Genomic DNA, 20,273 nt, shown 5'->3' with positions numbered 1-20,273 from the left:
TCCTGCAGGCCGAGCTGTTCCTGCCGTGGAGCGAGGACGAGTTCGCCCAGCGCATCGAGCAGACCATCAACGTGTTCGTGCGCGAGGGCCTGCTGCAGAACGTCAATGACGACGACGGCGGCATCCTGGCGCGCAACACCGGACAGACCGACGAAGTCTTCCGTCTGCGTGCCATCGGCCACTCGCTGCAGCAGGCGTTCGAGCGCTATTACATCGCCATCTCGGTGCTGGTGAAGAATGGCCCGGGCACGCTCGGCGCGGCCGAGCTGGAAAGCCTGTGCCAGCAGGCCGCGCAGCGCCTGAGCCTGCTGTATGCGCCGGCCGCGCCGGAGTTCTTCGACCGCACGCTGTTCCGCGGCTTCATCCAGAAGCTGCGCGAGCTGCGGCTGGTATGGCCGGACGAGAACAGCAAGCTGCTGTTCGACGACCGCCTGGATGCCTGGGCCAAAGACGCCAAGTTCATCCTCGGCCGCGAGCTGCGCCACACCATCGAGCGGGTCAGCCCGGAGGCGGCCAAGCCGGATGAGCCGGTGGCACAGGACTGAGGCAGCCGGCAGGAAGAGCAGCCGACCAACGGTCGGCTCGCCGGGTGCGGGTGTTATGCCGGTTCGTCGGGAATCAGCATGTTTTCCAGTCTGGCGATGCAGTCCTTGAGCTGCAGCTTGCGCCGCTTCAGGCGCTTGGCGTCCAGCTCGTCTTCGCCATTGGCGGCCATGTGCAGGATCTGTTCGTCGAGCGCACGGTGCTCCTGCCGGAGCATGGCAAGACGGGTACTGATCTCGGTGGGCGTCAGGGTATCCACGGCCATTGAGCATACACATCCATGATGATGCCCGGGAGTGAACGCAGTCACCTCCCGGTGGCGATGGGGGAGGCGGCGAGCCGGTAGAATGACCGTCATGAGCGCCGTCCTGCCCTTGCCCGATCCCGTCCTGCGCGCCCGCGATCCGCGTGCGGCCGAGGCGGACCAGGACAGGCTGGCGCGGCGGCTGCGCCGCCAGGTCGGCCAGGCCATCGGCGACTTCGGCATGATCGAGGCCGGCGACCGGGTGATGGTCTGCCTGTCCGGCGGGAAGGACAGCTACACCCTGCTGGACCTGCTGCTGCAGCTGCAGAAAAAGGCGCCGGTGGATTTCGAGCTGGTGGCCGTCAACCTGGACCAGAAGCAGCCCGGTTTTCCCACCGACGTGCTGCCCGGCTACCTGCGCTCGATCGGCGTGCCGTTCCAGATCATCGAGCAGGACACCTACTCGGTGGTGACCCGGGTCATCCCGGAAGGGCGCACGATGTGCTCGCTGTGTTCGCGGCTGCGGCGCGGTGCCCTGTACCGCCATGCGGCCGAGCATGGCTTCACCAAGATTGCCCTGGGCCACCATCGCGACGACAGCGTGGCCACGTTTTTCCTGAACCTGTTCCACCACGCCAAGCTGTCGGCGATGCCGCCCAAACTGCGCAGCGACGATGGCGCGCATGTGGTGATCCGTCCGCTGGCCTACGTCAGCGAACAGGACATTGCCCGCTACGCGCAGGCACGCGCGTTCCCGATCATCCCGTGCACGCTGTGCGGCAGCCAGGACACCCTGCAACGCCGCCAGGTCGCGCAGATGCTGCAGGGCTGGGAGCAGGCGCACCCGGGCCGGATCGACCAGATCGCGCGCGCGCTGGGCAACATCCATCCGTCGCAGCTGGCTGATCCGGCCCTGTTCGATTTCCTGTCGCTGGGGCGCACGCAGGACGCCCCGCGGGCCGCCCCGGGCGGGTGGCCCACCCCCGATGACGCCGGCGAGGTACCGCCGCCGGCCTAGCCGGTGCACCGCGCCTTGCGTTCCTTCCACGCTCTCATTCCGGACTTCCATGTTCTTTCGCAACCTGACGCTGTTCCGCTTCCCGACCACCACCGATTTCTCCGAGGTCGACACCCTGCTGCCGCAGGCCCTGCTCAAGCCGGTGGGTCCGCTTGAAATGACCTCGCGCGGTTTCATCTCGCCATTCGGCCGCGAAGAAAAGGCCGTGTTCTCCCATCGCATCGGCGATGCCCTGTGGCTGACCGTGGGCGGTGAAGACAAGATCCTGCCTGGCGCGGTGGTCAACGATCTGCTGGCGCGCAAGCTCGAGGAAATCGAGGAGAAGGAAGGCCGCAAGCCCGGTGGCCGCGAGCGCAAGCGCATGAAGGACGACCTGCTGCATGAACTGATGCCGCGCGCCTTCATCAAGAGCTCGCGTACCGATGCGCTGATCGACCTGGCGCACGGCTATGTGGCCGTGGACAGTTCCAGCCGCAAGACCGGCGAGAACGTGATGTCCGACATCCGCGGCCTGCTCGGCAGCTTCCCGGCGATGCCGCTGAACGCCGAAGTGGCGCCACGCTCGATCCTGACCGGCTGGATCGCCGGCGAGGCGCTGCCGACCGGCCTGAGCCTGGGCGAAGAATGCGAGATGAAGGACCCGGCCGAGGGCGGCGCCGTGGTCAAGTGCCAGCACCAGGAACTGCGCTGCGACGAGATCGACAAGCACCTGGACGCCGGCAAGCAGGTCACCAAGCTGGCCCTGGTGTTCGAGGACAATCTGTCCTTCGTGCTGGGCGATGACCTGATCGTGCGCAAGCTGAAGTTCCTGGACGGTGCGCTGGACCAGCTCGAGCACGCCGACGACGACGGCCGCCGTGCCGAACTGGACGCGCGGTTTGCCCTGCAGAGCGGCGAAGTCCGTCGCCTGTTCCTGCTGCTGGAAGAGGCGTTCAAGCTCAGCAAGGCGGATTGACGCCAGGTGCGGACCGGAGCGGGGCAGCGTCCCCGCTCCGCCCCCGCTACCCCGCAGTCATCTGCGGCGCGCGGGCAGCGCTATGCTGTTGCCATGTCCGGACTCCTCCGCCGCCTGATCTCGCCGGCTGCCCCCACCCTGCAGCGCGACACGGTACGACTGCGCCTGGAAGATGCGGAGATCGATGTACTGCGCGTGCGCGATCCGCGGGCGCGTCGCATCAAACTCAGCGTGGACGAGCGCGGCGTACGCCTGACCCTGCCGCCGCGCGCCAGCCTGGTGATGGGCGAGCGCTTCCTGGAGCAGCACCGCGACTGGCTGTCCACGCAGCTGCGCAGCTACCAGGCGCACAACCTGCCGCCCCCGCTGGTGATCGGTGAGCCCGGCCAGCTGCCTCTGCGTGGCGAACTGGTCGCGCTGCGCTGGGCGAGCGGCCGCTTCGCCCATCTCGAGCGCGACGCGGCGGGCCTGGTGATGCATTGGCCCGCGCGCGGCAACGAGGCCACCCTGCGACGCAGCCTGCGCGAGTTCTACGAAGCCCAGACCCGTGCCGACGTGGGCCAGTGGCTGCCCCGATACCTGCCCGGTCTGCCGCGCGCGCCGGCACGGTTGCGGCTCAAGGTGATGTCGTCGCAATGGGGTTCGCTGGCACCGGACGGCAGCATGGCGCTGGACCTGGCGCTGGTACTGGGGCGTCCCTCGGCGTTCGAATACGTGCTGGTCCACGAGCTGTGCCACCTGATCCAGCCCAACCATTCACCGGCGTTCTGGGCAGAGGTGGAAAAGCGGTTCCCGGCCTGGCAGGACGAGCGCGACTACTTCCAGCGCGAAGGCCGCCGGCTCAAGGCAATGCTCCGTCAATTGCTGTAATGCCGGCCGTTCACGCGCGGGCGCGCAACGCCGCCGCCTGCGCCCAGCGTTCGGCCACGCGCGGTGCGGTGATGCACACGGCCTGGTCGGTCACCGTGGTTACCGCGCGCTCAAGCAGCTGGATGTCGGCTTCGTGCTGGCGTGCGACGTGCGGGTCCTCGAAGAAGATCGCCCGCTGGCAGTGGCCTTCCAGCACGCGGTCGGCAATCTGCGCGTCGCCGCCCATCGGGCCGCTCTGGTAGCGCTCCACCCACGCCTGGTCCTGCGGCCAGCCGCGGCTCCAGGCCAGCGCGTTGAGGCGCTGGCCGGTGGTGCCGGTGCCGATCCGGGTACGGAACCGCGAGAGCACGTCGAAATGCTCAGCGGCGAAGGCCAGCATGGCCGGCTTCATCGCGTCGTGCGCGATCAGCGCCAGGGTCTGGTGTTCGAAGGCGTGCAGATCATCGGCGCCCCGGTCCGCGGCGAGCCCGGCATGCACGCGCTCGATCTCGATCCAGTCACGTGCGGTGGCCACGGTGGAGATGAAAGGCTTGCCGTGGATCACACACTGGCGTTTGAGCGCGGTGGCTTCGGGAAAGATCGAGGAGGGATCGACCGGGTCCATCAGGTAGATCGCCCCGTCCAGCGTGCGTTCCGGTGTCCCCATCCCGACCACTTCGGCCACCAGTTTCATCAGACCGCCCTCGCGCCCGTTTGGATAACGCCGCAGCGGCGCGAAATCCTGCAGGAATCCCAGTCGCTGGATCGCATCGTAGGTACGCCCGACCGCATGCAGTTCCACCCCCAGTTCGCGCAGGCTGCGGTCGCTGGCGCGCAGCCAGCGGAACAGCGCGGCGTGCTTGTCGTGATGGTGCAGGCGGTTGGCGGCCAGGCCGATGCGCATGATGGGCATCCAGCAGAAGGAGGAGGCCGCAGTGTAATGCGATCGCATGTCAGGGGTGCGCCCGCTTGAATGCGACGGCGCCGCAGCGCATCACGTGCGTGGCGTCACGCACACAGGGGTTTGCAACAAGTTTCATTGCTGCAGCGGGTGCAATCGCTAGGGTGAGTCGGGTGCAGCGCAGCGCCTGTCGTCAATGACGTCGACAGGCCGCGCGGGGCGATGTTCCGGTGGCGGTGAGGGTGGGCGCACCTTGCAGGACGGCCCGCCATTCGACGCTGCCCGGGCCGCATTGCCGTTGGCGACCATGATGCAGGGGGGGCAGAACCAATGATCACCACGGAACAACGGCCTGGACAGGCGGCGTCCGCGCCGGGGGACGGTCAGCGGGCGCTGCGCGGGCAGGTGGCCTGGCTGCCGCTGCCCGGCGGGCTGGTGGCCGGTGCACAGGTGACGGTGGATCCGATCGCCGCGTCCGGCTCCCTGCTGCGCTGGGCCATTCCGCTGCTGCTGATGGTGCTGGTCCTGCTGTTGATGCACGCCTATGGCTACTGGCGGCTGCACCGCGAGGCCGGCGAACGCCACCGCGCCGAGCGGCGCCTGCAGGAAGTGTGCGCCACGCTGCCGGCGGTGGTGTACCAGGCCCATCGCGGGCGCGACGGTGTGCTGTCGTTTCCCTACATCACCGGGGACATGTACTCGCTGTTCGGGCTGTCGGCCGAGGTGGCGATGGCCGACGAGTCGCGCCTGTTCGCCACGGTCCACCCGGACGACCAGGCGCATCTGCGGCGCAGCGTGGAGGTGTCTGCCACGCATCTGACGGTGATCGATGTCGAATTCCGGGCCTGCGGGCCGCAGGGCTGGCGCTGGGTGCGGTCGCGCGGCCAGCCGATGGCCGCCGACGACGACAGCGTCAAATGGAGCGGTTACTGGATCGATGTCACCGCCTCGCACGAGCAGGCCACCGCGCTGGCCGCCGCGCGCCGCGACGCCGAGGCCGCCGCCGCGGCCAAAGCGAACTTCCTGGCCACCATGAGCCACGAGATACGCACCCCGATGAGCGGCATGCTGGGCATGCTCGAGGTGCTTGAAGACACCGGATTGGACGAGGAACAATGCGCGCTGCTGGCCACCGTGCACGACGCCGCCAGCCTGCTGCGGCAGATCCTCGACGACGTGCTGGACTACTCGCGCATCGACGCCGGTGCCCTGCCACTGGAAGCCACGCCGATCACGCTGCCCGGCATCATCGGCAATGTGCAGCGCCTGCTGTCGCCGATGGCGGCCAACAAGGGGCTGTGGCTGCGCTCCCGGATCGACCCGCGGGTGGCGGCCGGCCATTGCGGCGACGGCGTGCGCCTGCGCCAGATCCTGTTCAACCTGCTGAGCAATGCGCTTAAGTTCACCGCGCACGGGGGAGTGCGGATCGAACTGGACGTGCGCGCGGATGAGGGGGACCGGCAGCGCCTGTGCCTGGCGGTGATCGATACGGGCATCGGCGTATCGGCCGACCAGCAGGCGGTGCTGTTCAGTCCGTTCACCCAGGCCGAGGCCTCGATCGGGCGCCGCTATGGCGGCAGCGGGCTGGGACTGAGCATCTGCCGTGGGCTGGCCGGGCTGATGGACGGCGATCTGCGCATGCACAGCTCACCCGGGCAGGGCACGCGGATGGAACTGGAACTCACGCTGCCGATCGCGATCGCTCCAGGCGCTGTATCCGCCCGCGACGCCGACGCGGCGCAGCCGGTGTTCGCGCCCGGCCTGCAGGTGCTGGTGGCCGAGGACGATCCCATCCACCAGGCGCTGATGGCCTGGCGGCTGCGTCAGCTGGGCCTGGGCCACACGATGGCCGCGCAGGGCGAAGAAGCGCTGCGCCTGATGCAGGGCCGCGCATTCGACCTGGTGATCACCGATTGCCAGATGCCGGTGATGGACGGATATGCGCTGGCCAGTGCGATCCGGCGCACCGAGCGTGCGTCCGGCGCGGTGCCGGTGCCGATCGTGGGCCTCACCGCCAGCGTACAGGCGCAGACGCAGCAGCGGTGCCAGCAGGCCGGCATGGACCGGATGCTGACCAAGCCGATCACCCTGGAGGCCCTGCGCGAACACCTGGCGGCGTTGTTGACGACGACCGGGGACATGGCCGCCGCGGTCGACCCGGTGCCGTGCGTGCAGGCGCTGGGACGGCAACTGGGGTCGGTCGCTACCGCGCGTGAGGTGCTGACGCTGATGCAGACCACCACCCAAGCCGACCTGTCCGGGTTGATCCGGGCCACGGCCGGCGGCGACGCCCAGGCCGTCAACGCGTGCCTGCATCGCATGGCAGGGGGGCTGGGTGTGGTCGGCGCCCGCCGGCTGGGCAAGCAGGCGCGCGGGCTGATGCGGGCGCTGGAAGAGGCTCCGCTGGTGGACAGCCGCGCCGGGCTGGACCGGTTCAGCGCCGGGGTGGAGCGCTACCTGGCCGGGCTGCGGGGGGTGGAGTTTTCGTAATAGTTGCATGGTGTCGGATTCGGCCCTGACCGACAGTGGCGCGGTGATCCCCCGCCCTGGAGTACCTGCCATGACCCCGATCCCTTCCGCTGCCATCCCGGTGCCGCGCGCAATGGGTGACCGCACCACCCGCCTGCGCACCCTGGCGGGCGTGCTGCGGCAGGCGCCCGCGTCCGACGCGGAGCTGCTGCTGGCCGGATTGGCCCGCATGCTGGAGGCGCACATGGGGGGCAGCCACGACGACGCGGTCAGCAATGCGCGTATCCGCGCCCAGCTGGACAACATCCAGCTGCTGATGGCGCTGGAGATCGAACGCGCGGGCATCGACCCGCAGGCCGCCCGCGCCGCCTGATCCCACGACGCGTCAGGCGGTAACGAGCTGGACGATGCTGGCGGCCGCGTCGCGGCCCTCGGCCACGGCGGTCACCACCAGATCGGCACCGCGCACCGCATCGCCACCGGCGAACAGGCGCGGGTGGGCGGTCTGGAACGGCAACCGGCCGGCACCACCGGCCACGATGCGGCCGTTCTGGCCCGCTTCCACCCCGTGCGCGGCCAGCCAGGCCGGCGTGCTGGGCGAGAAGCCGAAGGCGATGATCACCACGTCCGCTTCCAGCAGGGATTCGCTGCCGTCGATCGGCACCGCGTTGCGGCGGCCCTGCGCGTCGGGCTCGCCGAGCTGGGTTTCCACCACCATCACCCCGATCACCTCGTCGTCGGCACCGGCTTCGATCGACAACGGCTGGCGGTTGAACAGGAAGCGCACGCCTTCCTCGCGCGCGTTGGCGACTTCGCGCGCCGAGCCGGGCATGTTGGCCTCGTCGCGACGGTAGGCACAGGTCACCTTGGCCGCGCCCAGGCGCACCGCGCTGCGGACGCAGTCCATGCCGGTGTCGCCACCGCCGAGCACCACCACCCGCTTGCCCTCCAGGTCCGGCAGGGCGATCTGGTCCTCCCAGCCGGCAATGGGCCGGCCATGCGCGTCGCTGCCACCGACAATGCGGCTGTTCTGTACCAGGAACGGCAGCGCCGGCAGCACGCCCTTGAGGTCCTGCCCGAGCAGGCCACCATCGGTGTAGCGGTAGGCACCGGTGCCGATGAACACCGCGTCATACTCAGCCAGCAGCTGGTCCACACTGATGTCGCGGCCGATCTCCACGCCCAGCCGGAACTGCACGCCCATGCCTTCCAGTACGTTGCGGCGGCGGCTGATCACCGCCTTGTCCAGCTTGAAACTGGGGATGCCGAACTGCAGCAGCCCGCCGATCTGCTCATAGCGGTCGTACACCACGGCCTGCACGCCGGCATGGGCCAGCTTGTCGGCACAGGCCAGGCCGGCCGGGCCGGCACCGATCACCGCCACGCGCCTGCCGGTGGCCTCCACCGCGCTCAGGTCCGGGCGCCAGCCGGTGGCCAGGGCCGTGTCGACGATGTACTTCTCCACCGCGCCGATGGTCACCGCGCCGAACTCCTCCAGCGTGCAGCTGCCTTCGCACAGGCGGTCCTGCGGACACACCCGGCCGCACACTTCCGGCAGCGGGTTGGTGGAATGGCACAGCGTGGCCGCTTCATGGATGCGGTTTTCCTGCACCAGCTGCAGCCACTGCGGGATGGCGTTGTGGACCGGACACTTCCAGCTGCAGTACGGGTTGCCGCAGTCCAGACAGCGGCCGGCCTGGAACTGGGCGTCTTCTTTGCCAAATTTGCCGTACAGCTCACCCCAGTCGCCGGAGGTGCGCAGTTCCACCGGAATGCGCTGCGGCATGGTCCGGGGCAGGTCGAGGAACTGGAAGGCGTGCTTGCGGCTCATGGCGTGCTCGGATGTTTGGTCGAGATTGCCGGGCAGAGCCCGGCACTACGGGGCACCACGCGACGCATCACGCGGCGCGGCGCAGCGAGTCGGTCAGCGATTCGATGCTGGCCGCCTTGGGTTTGACCAGCCAGAACTTGCCGACGTAATCGCGGAATTCGTCGAGGATCTGCTGCGCCCAGATGCTGCCGGTAAGCTCGCGGTGGCGGCTGATCAGCGTATGCAGGTGCTGGCGATGGTTCTCGAAGCCCTCGGCGGAGATGCGGTGGATGTCGATCAGCTCGTGGTTGTAGCGGTCCACGAAGTCGCGGTCGATATCCAGCACGTAGGCCAGGCCGCCGGTGAAACCGGCACCGAAGTTGAGCCCGACCTTGCCCAGCACCAGCACGATGCCGTCGGTCATGTACTCGCAGCAGTGGTCGCCGGCGCCTTCGATCACCGCCAGCGCACCGGAATTGCGCACGCCGAAGCGTTCGCCGGCGCGACCGGCCGCGAACAGTTCGCCGCCGGTGGCGCCGTACAGGCAGGTGTTGCCGATGATGGCGGTGTTGCGTGCCTCGAAGCGTGCGCCACGCGGCGGGCGCACCACCAGCCGGCCGCCGGCCATGCCCTTGCCGACGTAATCGTTGGCTTCGCCTTCCACTTCCAGCTGCAGGCCGCCCACGTTGAACGCGCCGAAGCTCTGCCCGGCGGTGCCGCGGAAGCGCAGCGTCAGCGGCGCATCGCTCATGCCCTGGTTGCCGTGCGCGCGGGCGATCGCGCCCGACAGGCGGGTGCCGATCGAACGGTCCGTGTTGTGGATCAGGAAGCGGTGCTCGCCACCGAGCTTGCCGGCGATCGCAGGCGCCAGCAGCCCATCCATCTGCGTGGCCAGGCTGTCCGGTGACTCGTACAGGCGCTGGGCGGCGCAATGGCTGCCGGCGTACTGCGCCGGGTTGAGCAGGCGCGACAGGTCGACCTTGACGCCCGGGCGCGGCGCGACCGCCAGTTGCTGCAGCAGGTCGGTGCGGCCCACGATCTCATCCAGCGAGCGCACGCCCAGGTAGGACAGCCAGCCGCGCACTTCCTCGGCCAGCAGCCGGAAGAAGTTCTCCACGCGCTCGGGCAGGCCGGTGAAGTACTGCGCGCGCAGGCGTTCGTCCTGGGTCGCCACGCCGGTGGCGCAGTTGTTGAGGTGGCAGATGCGCAGGTATTTGCAGCCCAGCACGATCATCGGCGCGGTGCCGAAGCCGAAGCTGTCCGCGCCAAGCAGCGCGGCCTTGATCACGTCCAGGCCCGTCTTCAGCCCACCGTCGGTCTGCAGCAGAGTGCGCCCGCGCAGGTCGTTGGCGACCAGCGCCTGGTGCGATTCGGCCACGCCCAGTTCCCACGGCACACCGGCGTAGCGGATCGAGCTGACCGGGCTGGCCCCCGTGCCGCCGTCATGGCCGGACACGGTGATCAGGTCGGCGCCGGCCTTGACCACGCCGGCGGCGATCGTGCCGACGCCGGCGTGGCTGACCAGCTTCACCGAGACCAGCGCCTGCGGGTTGACCTGCTTGAGGTCGTAGATCAGCTGGGCCAGGTCTTCGATGGAATAGATGTCGTGGTGCGGCGGCGGCGAGATCAGCCCGATGCCCGGCCTGGCGTAACGCAGCCGCGCGATCAGCTCGTTGACCTTGTGACCGGGCAGCTGGCCGCCTTCGCCGGGCTTGGCGCCCTGGGCGACCTTGATCTGCAGCACTTCGGCATTGACCAGGTATTCGGCGGTGACGCCGAAGCGGCCCGACGCGACCTGCTTGATCTTGCTGCGCTTGTCGGTGCCGTAGCGCACCGGGTCTTCGCCGCCTTCGCCGGAATTGCTGCGACCGCCGAGCCGGTTCATGGCGATCGCCAATGCTTCATGCGCCTCCGGCGACAGCGCGCCCAGGCTGATGGCGGCGGTATCGAAGCGGCGGAACAGGTCTTCGGCCGGAGCCACTTCCTCCAGCGGCGTCGGGGTGGGCGCGGCCTTGAGCTGCAGCAGGTCGCGCAGCGCGGAGACCGGGCGGCCGTGCACGGCCTCGCAGTAGCGTTGCCAGTCGGCGGCGTCGCCGCTGCGCGCCGCGCGCTGCAGGGTCATGACCACGTCGGGGTTGTACATGTGGTACTCGCCGCCGTGCACGTACTTGAGCACGCCGCCCACGTCCGGGCGCAGCAGGTCGTTCCACGCGCGCACGGTGAGTTCGCGCGCTTCCTGGTCCAGGCGGTCGAAGCCGACGCCGGCCACGCGCGAAGCGGTATCCGGGAAGCACAGGTCAACCACGTCGTCGTCGAGGCCGACGATCTCGAACAACTGCGCGCCGCGGTAGCTGGCCACCGTACAGATGCCCATCTTCGAGATGATCTTGGACAGGCCCTTGTAGATGCCCTTGCGGTAGCGGCGGCCGATCTGCGACTGCTCGCCGCCCTTGCTGAGCTGCAGGATGCCACGCCGGCCCAGATCGAACAGGGTCTGGTAGGCCAGGTACGGGTACACCGCGGTGGCGCCGAACCCGAGCAGGCAGGCCATGTGGTGCGCATCGCGTGCGGTGCCGGTTTCCAGGATCAGGTTGACGTCGCAGCGCAGCCCGGCATTGGACAGGTGGTGGTGCACCGCACTCGTCGCCAGCAGGGCATGCACCATCGGCCGGTCGGCCACCGGGTAGCGGTCGCTCAGCAGCAGCATCACGATGCCATCGCGCGCGGCGGCTTCGGCCTCGGCGCAGATGCGCTCGATGCCGGCCTTCAGGCCTTCGTCCAGGCTGTAGGAGAGATCGATCAGGCGGTTCTTCTCGACGTACTGCTCCATCTTCATCAGCTGGCGCAGCTTGCGCTGGCTGAGCACCGGCGAGTTGAGGATGACGTGGTTCACCGTCTCCGCGCCGGCATGGAAGATGTTGGTCTCCTTGCCGAGCTGGGTGGACAGCGACATGACGCAGTCTTCGCGCAGCGGGTCGATCGGCGGGTTGGTGACCTGCGCGAACGCCTGGCGGAAATAGTCGTAGAGCGGACGGCTGTGCTGGCTGAGCACCGCCATCGGGGTGTCATCGCCCATCGAGCCGGTGGCTTCCTGCTCGGTTTCGGCCAGTGGCCGCAGGATCTGCTCGACCTCTTCGGTGCTGAGCTGGAACAGTTTGTGGTAGCTGCGCAGCGTGCGCTCGTCGAACGGCTCCTCGACCAGCGACGGATCGATCAACTCGGTCTGCAGGTAGGTCACGCCCTGCTGCAGCCACTGCTTGTACGGCGCGCGGCCACGGTTGATGCGGTCGATGGCGTCCGAATCGAGCAGGTCACCGCGCTTGAGGTCGATGGCCATCATCTCGCCCGGGCCAAGCTTGCCCTTGCGCACCACGCGTTCGGCCGGCACTTCCCACACGCCCGCTTCGGACGCCACCAGGAAGTGGCGGTCGGAGGTGAGCATCCAGCGGGCCGGACGCAGGCCGTTGCGGTCCAGCGTGCACGCCGCATAGCGGCCGTCGCAGGCCACGATGCCGGCCGGGCCGTCCCACGGCTCGCTGTTGAGGCCATAGAACTCGTAGAACGCGGCCAGGTCGGGGTCCTTGAACTCCAGCGACTGGGTCGCCGGCGGCACCAGGATGCGCAGCGCCTGGATCAGTTCCATGCCGGCGCTGACCATCAGCTCCAGCATGTTGTCCAGGCTCTGCGAGTCCGACCCACGCATGGAGATCACCGGGTCGAACTGGCCGATGTCGAAGCGCGGGGTCTTCCACACCTTGCTGCGCGCCTGCGCCCAGCGCCGGTTGCCTTCAATGGTATTGATCTCGCCGTTGTGGGCGAGCATCCGGAACGGGTGCGCCAGCGGCCAGCGCGGCAGCGTGTTGGTGGAGAAGCGCTGGTGGAACACGACCGCGCTGGAGGCCAGGTCGTTGCGCTGCAGGTCCGAGTAGAAGCGGCTGAGCTTGTCCGGCAGCACCATGCCCTTGTAGCTGATCGCGTTCGGGCTGAGCGTGGTGACGTAGTAGTCGGCGTGGTCGCGCAGCTGCTGTTCGCTGCGGCGGCGGGCCAGGAACAGCGCCAGGGTGAAGGCGGCCTCGTCCTGTCCGGTACCGGCATCGACGAACATCTGTTCGATGCGCGGCAGCGTGTCGCGCGCCAGCTGGCCGCAGACGCTGGCATCGGTGGGCACCACACGCCAGCCGACCGGGGTGCATCCGGCCGCGCGCAACTGTTCTTCCAATATCCCGCGGCAGGTCTGTGCGGCGGCTTCGTCGTGCGGCAGGAACACCACGCCGGCGGCGAAGCGTGGGCCGAGGCTGAGCCCCGCCTCGGCGGCGAGCGCGTTGAGGAAGGTGTCCGGGCGGCGCAGCAACAGGCCGCAGCCGTCGCCGGTGATACCGTCGGCGGCGACACCGCCGCGATGGGTCATGCGCGAGAGTGCGGCAATGGCGGTGTCGACCAGCAGCCGTGACGGCTGGTCGTCGAGCTGGGCAACCATGCCGAAACCACAGGCATCGCGCTCATCTTGCGGGTCGTAAAGCCCTTGGCGGTTGCGGGGGGCCATCTCTGCCTCGAAGTCGGGTGAGCGGCGACAGTCGTCCCCGCTCAATCCGTTGAGCGCAAGCGAAGGCACCGGATGACTCGACTAGAGCATAGTTGTTGCAACGCCGCAATACACGGTTGCAGGCGCAACCAAACCCCTGCTTTTCCAGCCTCCAACGCCGCGTGTTCAGCCGCAGCGCAGGCCGCTGATCACGCCTTTTTCGTCCAGTTCGATGTTCAGACGCTCGCCCATGAATTCCATCGTGCTCAGGTCGCTGGGCTTGAGCACGCGCAGCTGTTTGGCACCGGCGTCCTGCTGGGCCTGGCTGCCCACCGCATCGGTGAACGGCTGGCCGACCAGGCTCTGCACCTGGGTGGCGTCGCAGTTGCCGACCGGCGGCGCTTCCAGTGCCTTGCCGGTGGCATCGGCGGGTGCGGCGGCGGCTTCGGCAGCCTGCTGCGCATGCATGCCCACCGCCTCCTGCTCGTCCATCGGCGGCGCTTGGCACGCGCTCAGCACGAGGACGGCGGGGAACAGGGCAGTCGACAGAATCTTCGGACCCACACAGCGCCGCAGGCGGCGGAACGACAAGGACGACATCGGCACTCCAGACATCCAACCGGGAAACGATGGAGCATATCGCCTGGACGGGGGACAGGTGTTGGGGTTGCGTTATTGACGCGCTGCCGCACCGCCAACGGCGACACTGACCGCCCCGTCCACGAGGCCTGCCATGCCGACCCGAGTCACCGCCACTCCTGAGAAAACCGCCGCCCGCCAGGCGGGTCTGCGCCACGTCAGCGACGACCAGCCGGGGATCGCCCGGCGCCGGGCGGGAAAAGGGTTCAGCTACCGCGATGCGGACGGGGCGGCGGTCCGTGATGCCGCCACACTGGCCCGGATCCGCGCGCTGGCGATCCCGCCGGCCTATACGGCGGTGTGGATCTGCGCGCAGGCCAATGGCCATTTGCAGGCCACCGGGCGCGATGCACGCGGACGCAAGCAGTACCGGTACCACGCCGACTGGTCGCGGGTACGCGGCGATGGCAAGTTCGACCGGGTGATCGCCTTCGGCATGGCCCTGCCTGCGCTGCGCCGCCGCCTGCGCCGCGATCTGGCGCTGCCCGGATTTCCGCGCGACAAGGTGCTGGCGATCGTGGTCGCTCTGCTGGCCGATACTCTGGTGCGCATCGGCAATGCCGCCTACGCCCGCGACAACCGTTCCTACGGCCTGACCACGCTGCGCAATCACCACCTGGCCCTGGTCAGGGGCGGGCGGGCGCAGATGCGCTTTCGCGGCAAATCCGGCCAGGCCCACGAAGTGGACGTGGACGACCGCCGGCTGGTGCAGCTGATCCGGCGCTGCCAGCAGCTGCCGGGGCAGGCACTGTTCCAGTACCGCGACGACGACGGCAGTGTGCAGCCTGTCGATTCGGGGCAGGTCAACGACTACCTGCACGATGCGATGGGCGAGGACTTCAGCGCCAAGGACTTCCGTACCTGGGGCGGCACCGTGGCCGCGCTGCGCCAGCTGGCAGCCACCGCGCTGCCGGAGCCGTCCAGCGAACGGGCGTTGGCGGCGCTGCAGAACCAAGTGGTGGGCGCGGTGGCGGCGCTGCTGGGCAACACGCCGGCGGTGTGCCGCAAGGCCTATATCGATCCGTGCGTATTCGACGGGTGGCGCGCCGGCCAGTTGAACCGCCTGGCCGGGCTGCGCGGCGACCGCCAGTGGGAGCAGGCGACGCTGCGGTTCCTCAAGGCCGCGCGGCGAAGAGACCGCGCAGGACCGCCGAAACGCTGAGGGCGCGTGCTCAGCCGCAGTAGAGCGCGGTGATGTTGTTGGTACGGCCGGTCTCGATGGTCAGCCGGTCGCCGCCGCGCTGTGCACCGGGTGTGGGATCGGCCGCGCCGCTGGCGGTGGGGCCGCTCCCGGTGCGCTGGCCGCGGATGACTGTGACCTGCAGGCTGTCGCTGTCCACGCGGGCGCGTTCAACTGTGGCGGCCGATGCGGCCAGGCCCACCGCGCCGCGCACCATGTCCACGTGGCACTGGCCGGAGATCACGCCGTCGATGGGCTGCACCTGCGCCATCGGCGCGCTGCTGCAGGCGGAAAGGGTGGCCACGGCGGCCACCGCGAAGAGGGTGCGATACATGGGAACTCCAGGAAGGGCGATGCCGGACTGCAGCGTGCCTTCGCCGACGTATGCAGCGGATGAACGCATGCACGGTGCGACCACATCGCGCTCACCCTGCCTGGCCGCGCGGTTGGCCACACTGCCTCTGCACTCGAACGCTTTGGCAAAGGAGCCGCAGATGGCCACCCGCACGACCCGAACCCGCCCTTCCGCCCCGCGCAAGACCACCACCGGCAAGACCGCCAAGCCGGCGGCCGAGCGCACGCCCGTGGTCAAGACGGCCACCCGCAAGGCGGCCGCCAAGGACCCGCGTGCGGCACGCGTCGCCGCACGCCAGCGGCGCCTGCAGGACCAGGAGAAGGCCAAGGACGCGCGTGTGGCCAAGCAGGCGGCGAAGCAACAGGTGGCCGGCACACCAGCGAAGAAGACCGGCAGAAAAAAGGCTGCCGGCAACGCCACCCAGGCCGGGACCCGCAGGCAGCCCGAGGCAATGCCCGCCCAGCACCTGGCCAAGCCGGGCAACGAACACGAACTGGACCTGGCGCCGCGGTTCCTGGCGCCGGACTACCGTGGCAGCGGCAAGCTGCAGGGCAAGCGCGCGATCATCACCGGCGCCGATTCCGGTATCGGCCGCGCCGTGGCGGTGCTGTTCGCGCGCGAAGGCGCCGACGTCGCCGTACTGCATCTGGATGAAGCGGCCGACGCAAAGGTCACCCGCCAGCACGTGGAAGCCGAAGGCGGCCGCTGCGTGGTGATTGCCGGCGACGTCCGCGATCCCGCGTTCTGCGCCAAGGCCGTCAGGCAGGTGGTCAAGGCGTTCGGGGGCATCGACATTCTGGTCAACAACGCGGCGTTCCAGCTGCATTGCGAGCGCCTGGAAGACCTGGAAGATGCGCATCTGCAGGAAACCCTGCAGACCAACATCGCCGGCTACATCCAGATGGCGCGCGCGGTGCTGCCGCATCTGGAGGAAGGCGACTGCATCATCAATACCGGCTCGGAAACCGGGCTGTTCGGCAGCAAGGCGCTGGTTGACTACTCGGCGACCAAGGGCGCCATCCACGCGTTCACCAAGGCGCTGGCCAGCCAGCTGCTGCCACGTGGAATCCGGGTCAATGCGGTGGCGCCGGGGCCGGTGTGGACCCCGTTGAACCCGGCCGACAAAGCGGCCCAGGACGTGGCCGATTTCGGCAGGAACAGCGACATGGGCCGTCCGGCGCAGCCGGAAGAACTGTCGCCGGCCTACGTGTTCCTGGCCTCGCCGGTCACTGCCAGCTACATCAGCGGCGTGATCCTGCCGGTAATGGGCGGGCCGCGCGGCTGACCTGCGGCGACGCGTAGAAGCCGGCGATGGTCGGGATGAAGCGCTGCGGGTTGGCGCCGACCAGGTTGGTCAGCACGATCACCGCCAATTGCCGCTCGGGATAGACGATGAAGGCGGCGCGGGCACCGCCCACGCCGCCGACCTGCAGGTCCGGCACCGTGCCCAGCACCGGCCAGCCGGCGGCCCAACTCCCGTCGGTGCCATCGTTGAGGCGCTCGGCGCGCCACATGCGCGCAACGCTGTGGCGGGGGAGCAGCCGATGCTGCGACAACGCCACCATCCATTGCGCCACGTCATCGGCGGTGGTCAGGATGCCGCCCCCGGCCCACAGGGTCGGAGGCATGTCGTAGAACCAGTGCGACAGGCGCGGCGCCGCATCCGGTGGATCGGTGCCGCGCGGTGCGTAGCTGTACATCGTGGCCGCGCCGGCCACCAGGTCGTAGCTGTCGCCGAACGTGGTGCGGGGCATGCCCGCGGCCGCGAACTGGCCCTGCTGCAGGTACTGCGCGTACGGCATGCCGGATTGCCCGGCGATGATGCGCGCCAGCAGCACGTAGTTGGTCTGGTTGTACATGAAGCGCTGGCCGGCCGGCGCCTCCACCGGCAACGCGGCCACCGCCTTCCAGGCGTCCTGTTCCGAGCCGCCGCCCAGCAGGCCACGCGCGTCGAGGATATCGGGCAATCCAGAGGTGTGTGCCAGCAGCTGGCGGACGCGCACGCTGCGCCACCCGTCGGGCAGATCGTCCAGATACCGCGACAGCGGTGCCTCCAGGTCCACACGCCCGGCGTCGGCCAGTTGCGCCATCGCCACGCCGGTGAAGGATTTGGTGGCCGAGTTCAACGGAAACCGCGTGGTCGGTGTAGTCGCCACGCCATTCTCGACATTGGCCAGGCCGAGGGCTTCGGACAGCACCACACGGCCATCTTTGACCACCGCGATCTGCAGGCCGGGAATGCGCTGGACCTGCATGGTCTCCTGCACGAACCGGCGGGTCCGCGCGTTGGCCTCCTCCCACGCGGTGGCGGTGGTGGCCGCGTGCAACGGCGGCAGGCCGGGCAGGATCAGTGCGGCGAAGATGAGCAGGAAGCGGTGTCGTCGGGCAGGCATGTGGTGTCCTTTGGCCATCAGCGGCTCGACGGCTTGGATGCCGGTCGCGTGCAGAGGGTTTAAGGCGACCTTGACGACAACCGTTCGTCGGCGGACGTCCTCCGGCACTTGACGACATCTGTAGTCACTGGCACCGTGGCGACACGTGTAGTCATCGGAGTGTGCCATGCGCGGCAAAACCATCGGGGACCAGGAGCTGGCCCTGTTGCAGTACGTAGCGGAACAGGGCGGTGCCACCGTGGGTGAGGTGGCGGCGGGGTTCGGAGAGGAGCGTGGCCTGGCCCGCTCGACCGTGCTGACCATGATGGAGCGTCTGCGCGGCAAGGCCTACCTGCAGCGCAGGCAGGTCCAGGGCGTGTATCGCTATGCCGCCACCAGTGGCCAGGACAGTGTGGTCCAGGGCGCGGTGGCCAGCTTCGTGGAAAAGACGTTGCAGGGCTCGGTGTCGCCGTTCGTGGCCTTCATGTCGCACAAGGCCGAGGTGAGCGACCAGGAACTGGCCGAGCTGGAAGCCTTGGTCGCGCAGTTGCAGTCACGCAAGCGGGAGAGCTGAGACATGGACACCCTGATGATCGAACTGCTGACGCGGCTGGGCTGGACCAGCCTGCAGAGCGTGCTGCTGGTGGCCCTGGTATGGGGCGTGTGCCGGCTGCTGCCGGCGCTGCCCACCGCCACGCGGTGCCGGCTGTGGTGGCTGGTGGCCGCGCAGGCGGTGCTGGGCCTGGTCTGGAGCAGCCCGCTGGAGCTGGCGGTGCTGCCGGCGCCCGCAGCGCCCGCCACGCAGCTGGTTGCGCTGCCGGCCGTGGAGACCGCACTGGCGAGCGCGCCCGACATGACCGGCGCGGTGGCGATGGCGGCTCCGCAGGCGTTGTGGTCGTGGCCGGCGCTGCTGCTGGCCGCATGGGTGGCCGGCGTGCTGGTGATGCTGGTGCACAGCCTGCGTGGCTACCGGCACAGCCGCGCGCTGGTGCGTGGTGCGGCCGACTGCACCGACGCGACCCTGCAGCAGGCGCTGCATCTGGCCGCTGAAGCACACGGTCTGCGCCGCGCGCCGACCCTGAAGGTGTCCGCGCAGATCCGCTCGCCGCAGCTGATCGGGCCGTGGCGTCCGGTACTGCTGCTGCCGGCACGCGAACTGCAGGCGATGAGCGCCGATGATCTGGACATGGCGCTGACCCATGAACTGGTGCACCTGCAGCGCCGCGACCTGTGGTGGGGGCTGCTGCCCGCCCTGGCGCAGCACCTGTTCTTCTTCCATCCGCTGGTACACCTGGCCGCGCGCGAATATGCCGTGGCCCGCGAAGAGGCCTGCGACGGTGCCGTGGTGGCCGGGCAGGGCCATTGTCGCCACGACTATGGTCGGCTGCTGGTGCAGCTGGGCGTGGCACCGCGACCGGCGGTGGGCGTGGCCAGCGCGTCGCCGAACTTCCGCAGCCTCAAGCGACGGCTGCTGACCCTGCAGCAGACCCGTCGCTTCCCGCGCGTGGCCGCGTTGGCGATCACCGCGATGGTGGTGCTGGTCGGCGTTGCGCCGATGCGCCTGGTGGCGGCGGTGACCCCGCCGCCGCCCGCACCGCCGGCACCGGCCGCGCCGCGCGTGCCGCCGCCGCCGCCTGCCGCTGCGCCGCTCGCGGCACCGGCTCCGCAGGTGGCACCGCAGCCGGTGGCGGCGCCGATCGCACCGGCTCCCCCCGCGGCACCACGCGCGCCGGAACCGCCCAAGGCGCTGGGCGATGGCATGGCGTTGGTCACCCACGGCAAGCTCGACCTCTCCCGGCAACCCGCACAGGCCTTCGTGCTGATGGGCGGAGACAGCAACTTTGTGGACGCCTCGCTGGCCGATCTCAAGCAGGCCAAGCATGATGCCCACGGCGACGAGCCGGCCCTGTGGGTACGACGGGGCCAGGAGCGTTATCTGATCCGCGATCCGGCCGTGCTCCGGCAGCTGGCCCGCAGCCAGGCCGACGTCGCGGCACTGGGCAGTGCGCAGGCCGCATTGGGCACTCTCCAGTCCGAGCTGGGCCAGCACCTGGCCGACGTATCGATGCAGGTCACCGCCGATGCGATGGCGTCGGTGGATGTGGCCGCGGTGGCCAACCTGGCCGCTCGCCAGTCCGGCGCGTCGGCGGCGTCCGAGGCGGCGCAGGCGGCGCGGCAGGCCCGCATCGCCGCACGCAAGGCGGTGGATACCGAGCAGATCGCGCGGGTCGCGCGTGAGCAGGCCGAGATGGGCCGCGAGCAGGCGCGTCTGGCCCGGCAGCAGAGCGTGGCGTCGGCCCGCGCCTCGCGCGACGTGCGGGCGGCGATCGATCAGGCCCTGTCCAGTGGCAAGGCCGAGCGCCTGCGCGACTGAGGCCGGCGTGTTCCATGTGCTGCCTGCGCCGCGCGCAGGCAG

16 protein-coding genes and 1 pseudogene are annotated in these 20,273 nt (G+C 69.4%); 10 read left to right on the top strand and 7 right to left on the bottom strand.

Features of this window, described 5'->3' with window-relative positions; translation table 11 throughout:
• Positions 1-545: pseudogene (locus ACPEH1_RS09460) on the top strand (glycerol-3-phosphate 1-O-acyltransferase PlsB); the annotation flags it as partial.
• Between the two features lie 53 nt (positions 546-598).
• On the opposite strand, the gene ACPEH1_RS09455 reads toward ACPEH1_RS09460, so the two are convergent.
• Entirely contained in the window at positions 599-808 is a 210-nt protein-coding gene (locus ACPEH1_RS09455; RefSeq protein ID WP_017355303.1) for a YdcH family protein, read from the bottom strand.
• Positions 809-899: 91 nt separating this feature from the next.
• Between ACPEH1_RS09455 and ttcA the strand changes: the two genes are divergently transcribed.
• The 3 genes from ttcA to ACPEH1_RS09440 all read left to right on the top strand — a co-directional run bounded on the left by ttcA (position 900) and on the right by ACPEH1_RS09440 (position 3,630).
• Entirely contained in the window at positions 900-1,805 is a 906-nt protein-coding gene (gene ttcA / locus ACPEH1_RS09450) for a tRNA 2-thiocytidine(32) synthetase TtcA (protein WP_192813862.1), read from the top strand.
• A 49-nt stretch (positions 1,806-1,854) separates the two neighbouring features.
• Positions 1,855-2,760: a recombination-associated protein RdgC gene (locus tag ACPEH1_RS09445; protein WP_017355646.1), complete on the top strand. Its 906-nt coding sequence runs from the start codon at positions 1,855-1,857 to the stop codon at positions 2,758-2,760.
• Between the two features lie 93 nt (positions 2,761-2,853).
• A complete protein-coding gene (locus ACPEH1_RS09440; RefSeq protein WP_017355647.1) occupies positions 2,854-3,630 on the top strand; it encodes a M48 family metallopeptidase in 777 nt (258 codons plus the stop codon).
• 10 nt (positions 3,631-3,640) lie between these two features.
• Here the strand turns inward: ACPEH1_RS09440 and ACPEH1_RS09435 are convergent, their stop codons facing one another.
• Complete coding sequence (locus ACPEH1_RS09435) at positions 3,641-4,513, bottom strand: methylglyoxal synthase (RefSeq protein ID WP_423715696.1); 873 nt, start codon at positions 4,511-4,513, stop codon at positions 3,641-3,643.
• Positions 4,514-4,840: 327 nt separating this feature from the next.
• On the opposite strand from ACPEH1_RS09435, the gene ACPEH1_RS09430 reads away from it, so the two are divergent.
• Positions 4,841-7,000 (top strand): PAS domain-containing hybrid sensor histidine kinase/response regulator, encoded by a 2,160-nt coding sequence (locus ACPEH1_RS09430; protein ID WP_017355649.1) that lies wholly within the window; start codon positions 4,841-4,843, stop codon positions 6,998-7,000.
• A gap of 70 nt (positions 7,001-7,070) precedes the next feature.
• A complete protein-coding gene (locus ACPEH1_RS09425; RefSeq protein ID WP_037591049.1) occupies positions 7,071-7,352 on the top strand; it encodes a hypothetical protein in 282 nt (93 codons plus the stop codon).
• A 12-nt stretch (positions 7,353-7,364) separates the two neighbouring features.
• On the opposite strand, the gene ACPEH1_RS09420 is transcribed toward ACPEH1_RS09425, so the two are convergent.
• From ACPEH1_RS09420 to ACPEH1_RS09410, 3 genes are all read right to left on the bottom strand, one after another.
• Positions 7,365-8,810 carry an FAD-dependent oxidoreductase gene (locus tag ACPEH1_RS09420; RefSeq protein ID WP_017355651.1) on the bottom strand — a complete coding sequence of 482 codons (1,446 nt, stop codon included), beginning with the start codon at positions 8,808-8,810 and terminating at the stop codon, positions 7,365-7,367.
• A 67-nt stretch (positions 8,811-8,877) separates the two neighbouring features.
• Complete coding sequence (gene gltB / locus ACPEH1_RS09415) at positions 8,878-13,332, bottom strand: glutamate synthase large subunit (RefSeq protein WP_423715695.1); 4,455 nt, start codon at positions 13,330-13,332, stop codon at positions 8,878-8,880.
• Positions 13,333-13,497: 165 nt separating this feature from the next.
• Positions 13,498-13,911, bottom strand: coding sequence for an I78 family peptidase inhibitor (locus ACPEH1_RS09410; RefSeq protein WP_017355653.1), 414 nt, complete (start codon positions 13,909-13,911; stop codon positions 13,498-13,500).
• Between the two features lie 133 nt (positions 13,912-14,044).
• Between ACPEH1_RS09410 and ACPEH1_RS09405 the strand changes: the two genes are divergently transcribed.
• Complete coding sequence (locus tag ACPEH1_RS09405; protein ID WP_313242763.1) at positions 14,045-15,112, top strand: DNA topoisomerase IB; 1,068 nt, start codon at positions 14,045-14,047, stop codon at positions 15,110-15,112.
• A gap of 10 nt (positions 15,113-15,122) precedes the next feature.
• Here the strand turns inward: ACPEH1_RS09405 and ACPEH1_RS09400 are convergent, their stop codons facing one another.
• Positions 15,123-15,464 (bottom strand): hypothetical protein, encoded by a 342-nt coding sequence (locus ACPEH1_RS09400; RefSeq protein WP_423715694.1) that lies wholly within the window; start codon positions 15,462-15,464, stop codon positions 15,123-15,125.
• Between the two features lie 160 nt (positions 15,465-15,624).
• Between ACPEH1_RS09400 and ACPEH1_RS09395 the strand changes: the two genes are divergently transcribed.
• Complete coding sequence (locus ACPEH1_RS09395) at positions 15,625-16,770, top strand: SDR family oxidoreductase (protein ID WP_313274288.1); 1,146 nt, start codon at positions 15,625-15,627, stop codon at positions 16,768-16,770.
• Here ACPEH1_RS09395 and ACPEH1_RS09390 read toward each other — a convergent pair.
• Positions 16,727-17,878 carry a serine hydrolase domain-containing protein gene (locus ACPEH1_RS09390; RefSeq protein ID WP_312711650.1) on the bottom strand — a complete coding sequence of 384 codons (1,152 nt, stop codon included), beginning with the start codon at positions 17,876-17,878 and terminating at the stop codon, positions 16,727-16,729. The genes ACPEH1_RS09395 and ACPEH1_RS09390 overlap by 44 nt on opposite strands.
• A gap of 166 nt (positions 17,879-18,044) precedes the next feature.
• Here ACPEH1_RS09390 and ACPEH1_RS09385 point away from each other — a divergent pair, with 166 nt between their 5' ends.
• Complete coding sequence (locus tag ACPEH1_RS09385; RefSeq protein WP_136005687.1) at positions 18,045-18,431, top strand: BlaI/MecI/CopY family transcriptional regulator; 387 nt, start codon at positions 18,045-18,047, stop codon at positions 18,429-18,431.
• Between the two features lie 3 nt (positions 18,432-18,434).
• Entirely contained in the window at positions 18,435-20,231 is a 1,797-nt protein-coding gene (locus ACPEH1_RS09380) for a M56 family metallopeptidase (protein WP_423715693.1), read from the top strand.
• Positions 20,232-20,273: the final 42 nt, after the last annotated feature.

Origin of the sequence: Stenotrophomonas sp. NPDC077421 (genome assembly GCF_049545505.1) — a bacterium.
In the GTDB taxonomy this organism is placed as follows: Bacteria; Pseudomonadota; Gammaproteobacteria; order Xanthomonadales; family Xanthomonadaceae; genus Stenotrophomonas; species Stenotrophomonas nematodicola.
Note: the sequence above shows the minus strand (reverse complement) of the source record. Positions and strands in the feature narration are given on the sequence as shown.

Coding starts and splice junctions, on each gene's coding strand:
- ttcA (WP_192813862.1), top strand. CDS start 900: ATGAGCGCCGTCCTGCCCTTGCCCGATCCCGTCCTGCGCGCCCGCGAT.
- ACPEH1_RS09445 (WP_017355646.1), top strand. CDS start 1,855: ATGTTCTTTCGCAACCTGACGCTGTTCCGCTTCCCGACCACCACCGAT.
- ACPEH1_RS09420 (WP_017355651.1), bottom strand. CDS start 8,810: ATGAGCCGCAAGCACGCCTTCCAGTTCCTCGACCTGCCCCGGACCATG.
- ACPEH1_RS09410 (WP_017355653.1), bottom strand. CDS start 13,911: ATGTCGTCCTTGTCGTTCCGCCGCCTGCGGCGCTGTGTGGGTCCGAAG.
- ACPEH1_RS09380 (WP_423715693.1), top strand. CDS start 18,435: ATGGACACCCTGATGATCGAACTGCTGACGCGGCTGGGCTGGACCAGC.
- ACPEH1_RS09405 (WP_313242763.1), top strand. CDS start 14,045: ATGCCGACCCGAGTCACCGCCACTCCTGAGAAAACCGCCGCCCGCCAG.
- ACPEH1_RS09400 (WP_423715694.1), bottom strand. CDS start 15,464: ATGTATCGCACCCTCTTCGCGGTGGCCGCCGTGGCCACCCTTTCCGCC.
- ACPEH1_RS09440 (WP_017355647.1), top strand. CDS start 2,854: ATGTCCGGACTCCTCCGCCGCCTGATCTCGCCGGCTGCCCCCACCCTG.
- ACPEH1_RS09385 (WP_136005687.1), top strand. CDS start 18,045: ATGCGCGGCAAAACCATCGGGGACCAGGAGCTGGCCCTGTTGCAGTAC.
- ACPEH1_RS09455 (WP_017355303.1), bottom strand. CDS start 808: ATGGCCGTGGATACCCTGACGCCCACCGAGATCAGTACCCGTCTTGCC.
- ACPEH1_RS09435 (WP_423715696.1), bottom strand. CDS start 4,513: ATGCGCATCGGCCTGGCCGCCAACCGCCTGCACCATCACGACAAGCAC.
- ACPEH1_RS09395 (WP_313274288.1), top strand. CDS start 15,625: ATGGCCACCCGCACGACCCGAACCCGCCCTTCCGCCCCGCGCAAGACC.
- ACPEH1_RS09430 (WP_017355649.1), top strand. CDS start 4,841: ATGATCACCACGGAACAACGGCCTGGACAGGCGGCGTCCGCGCCGGGG.
- ACPEH1_RS09425 (WP_037591049.1), top strand. CDS start 7,071: ATGACCCCGATCCCTTCCGCTGCCATCCCGGTGCCGCGCGCAATGGGT.
- ACPEH1_RS09390 (WP_312711650.1), bottom strand. CDS start 17,878: ATGCCTGCCCGACGACACCGCTTCCTGCTCATCTTCGCCGCACTGATC.
- gltB (WP_423715695.1), bottom strand. CDS start 13,332: ATGGCCCCCCGCAACCGCCAAGGGCTTTACGACCCGCAAGATGAGCGC.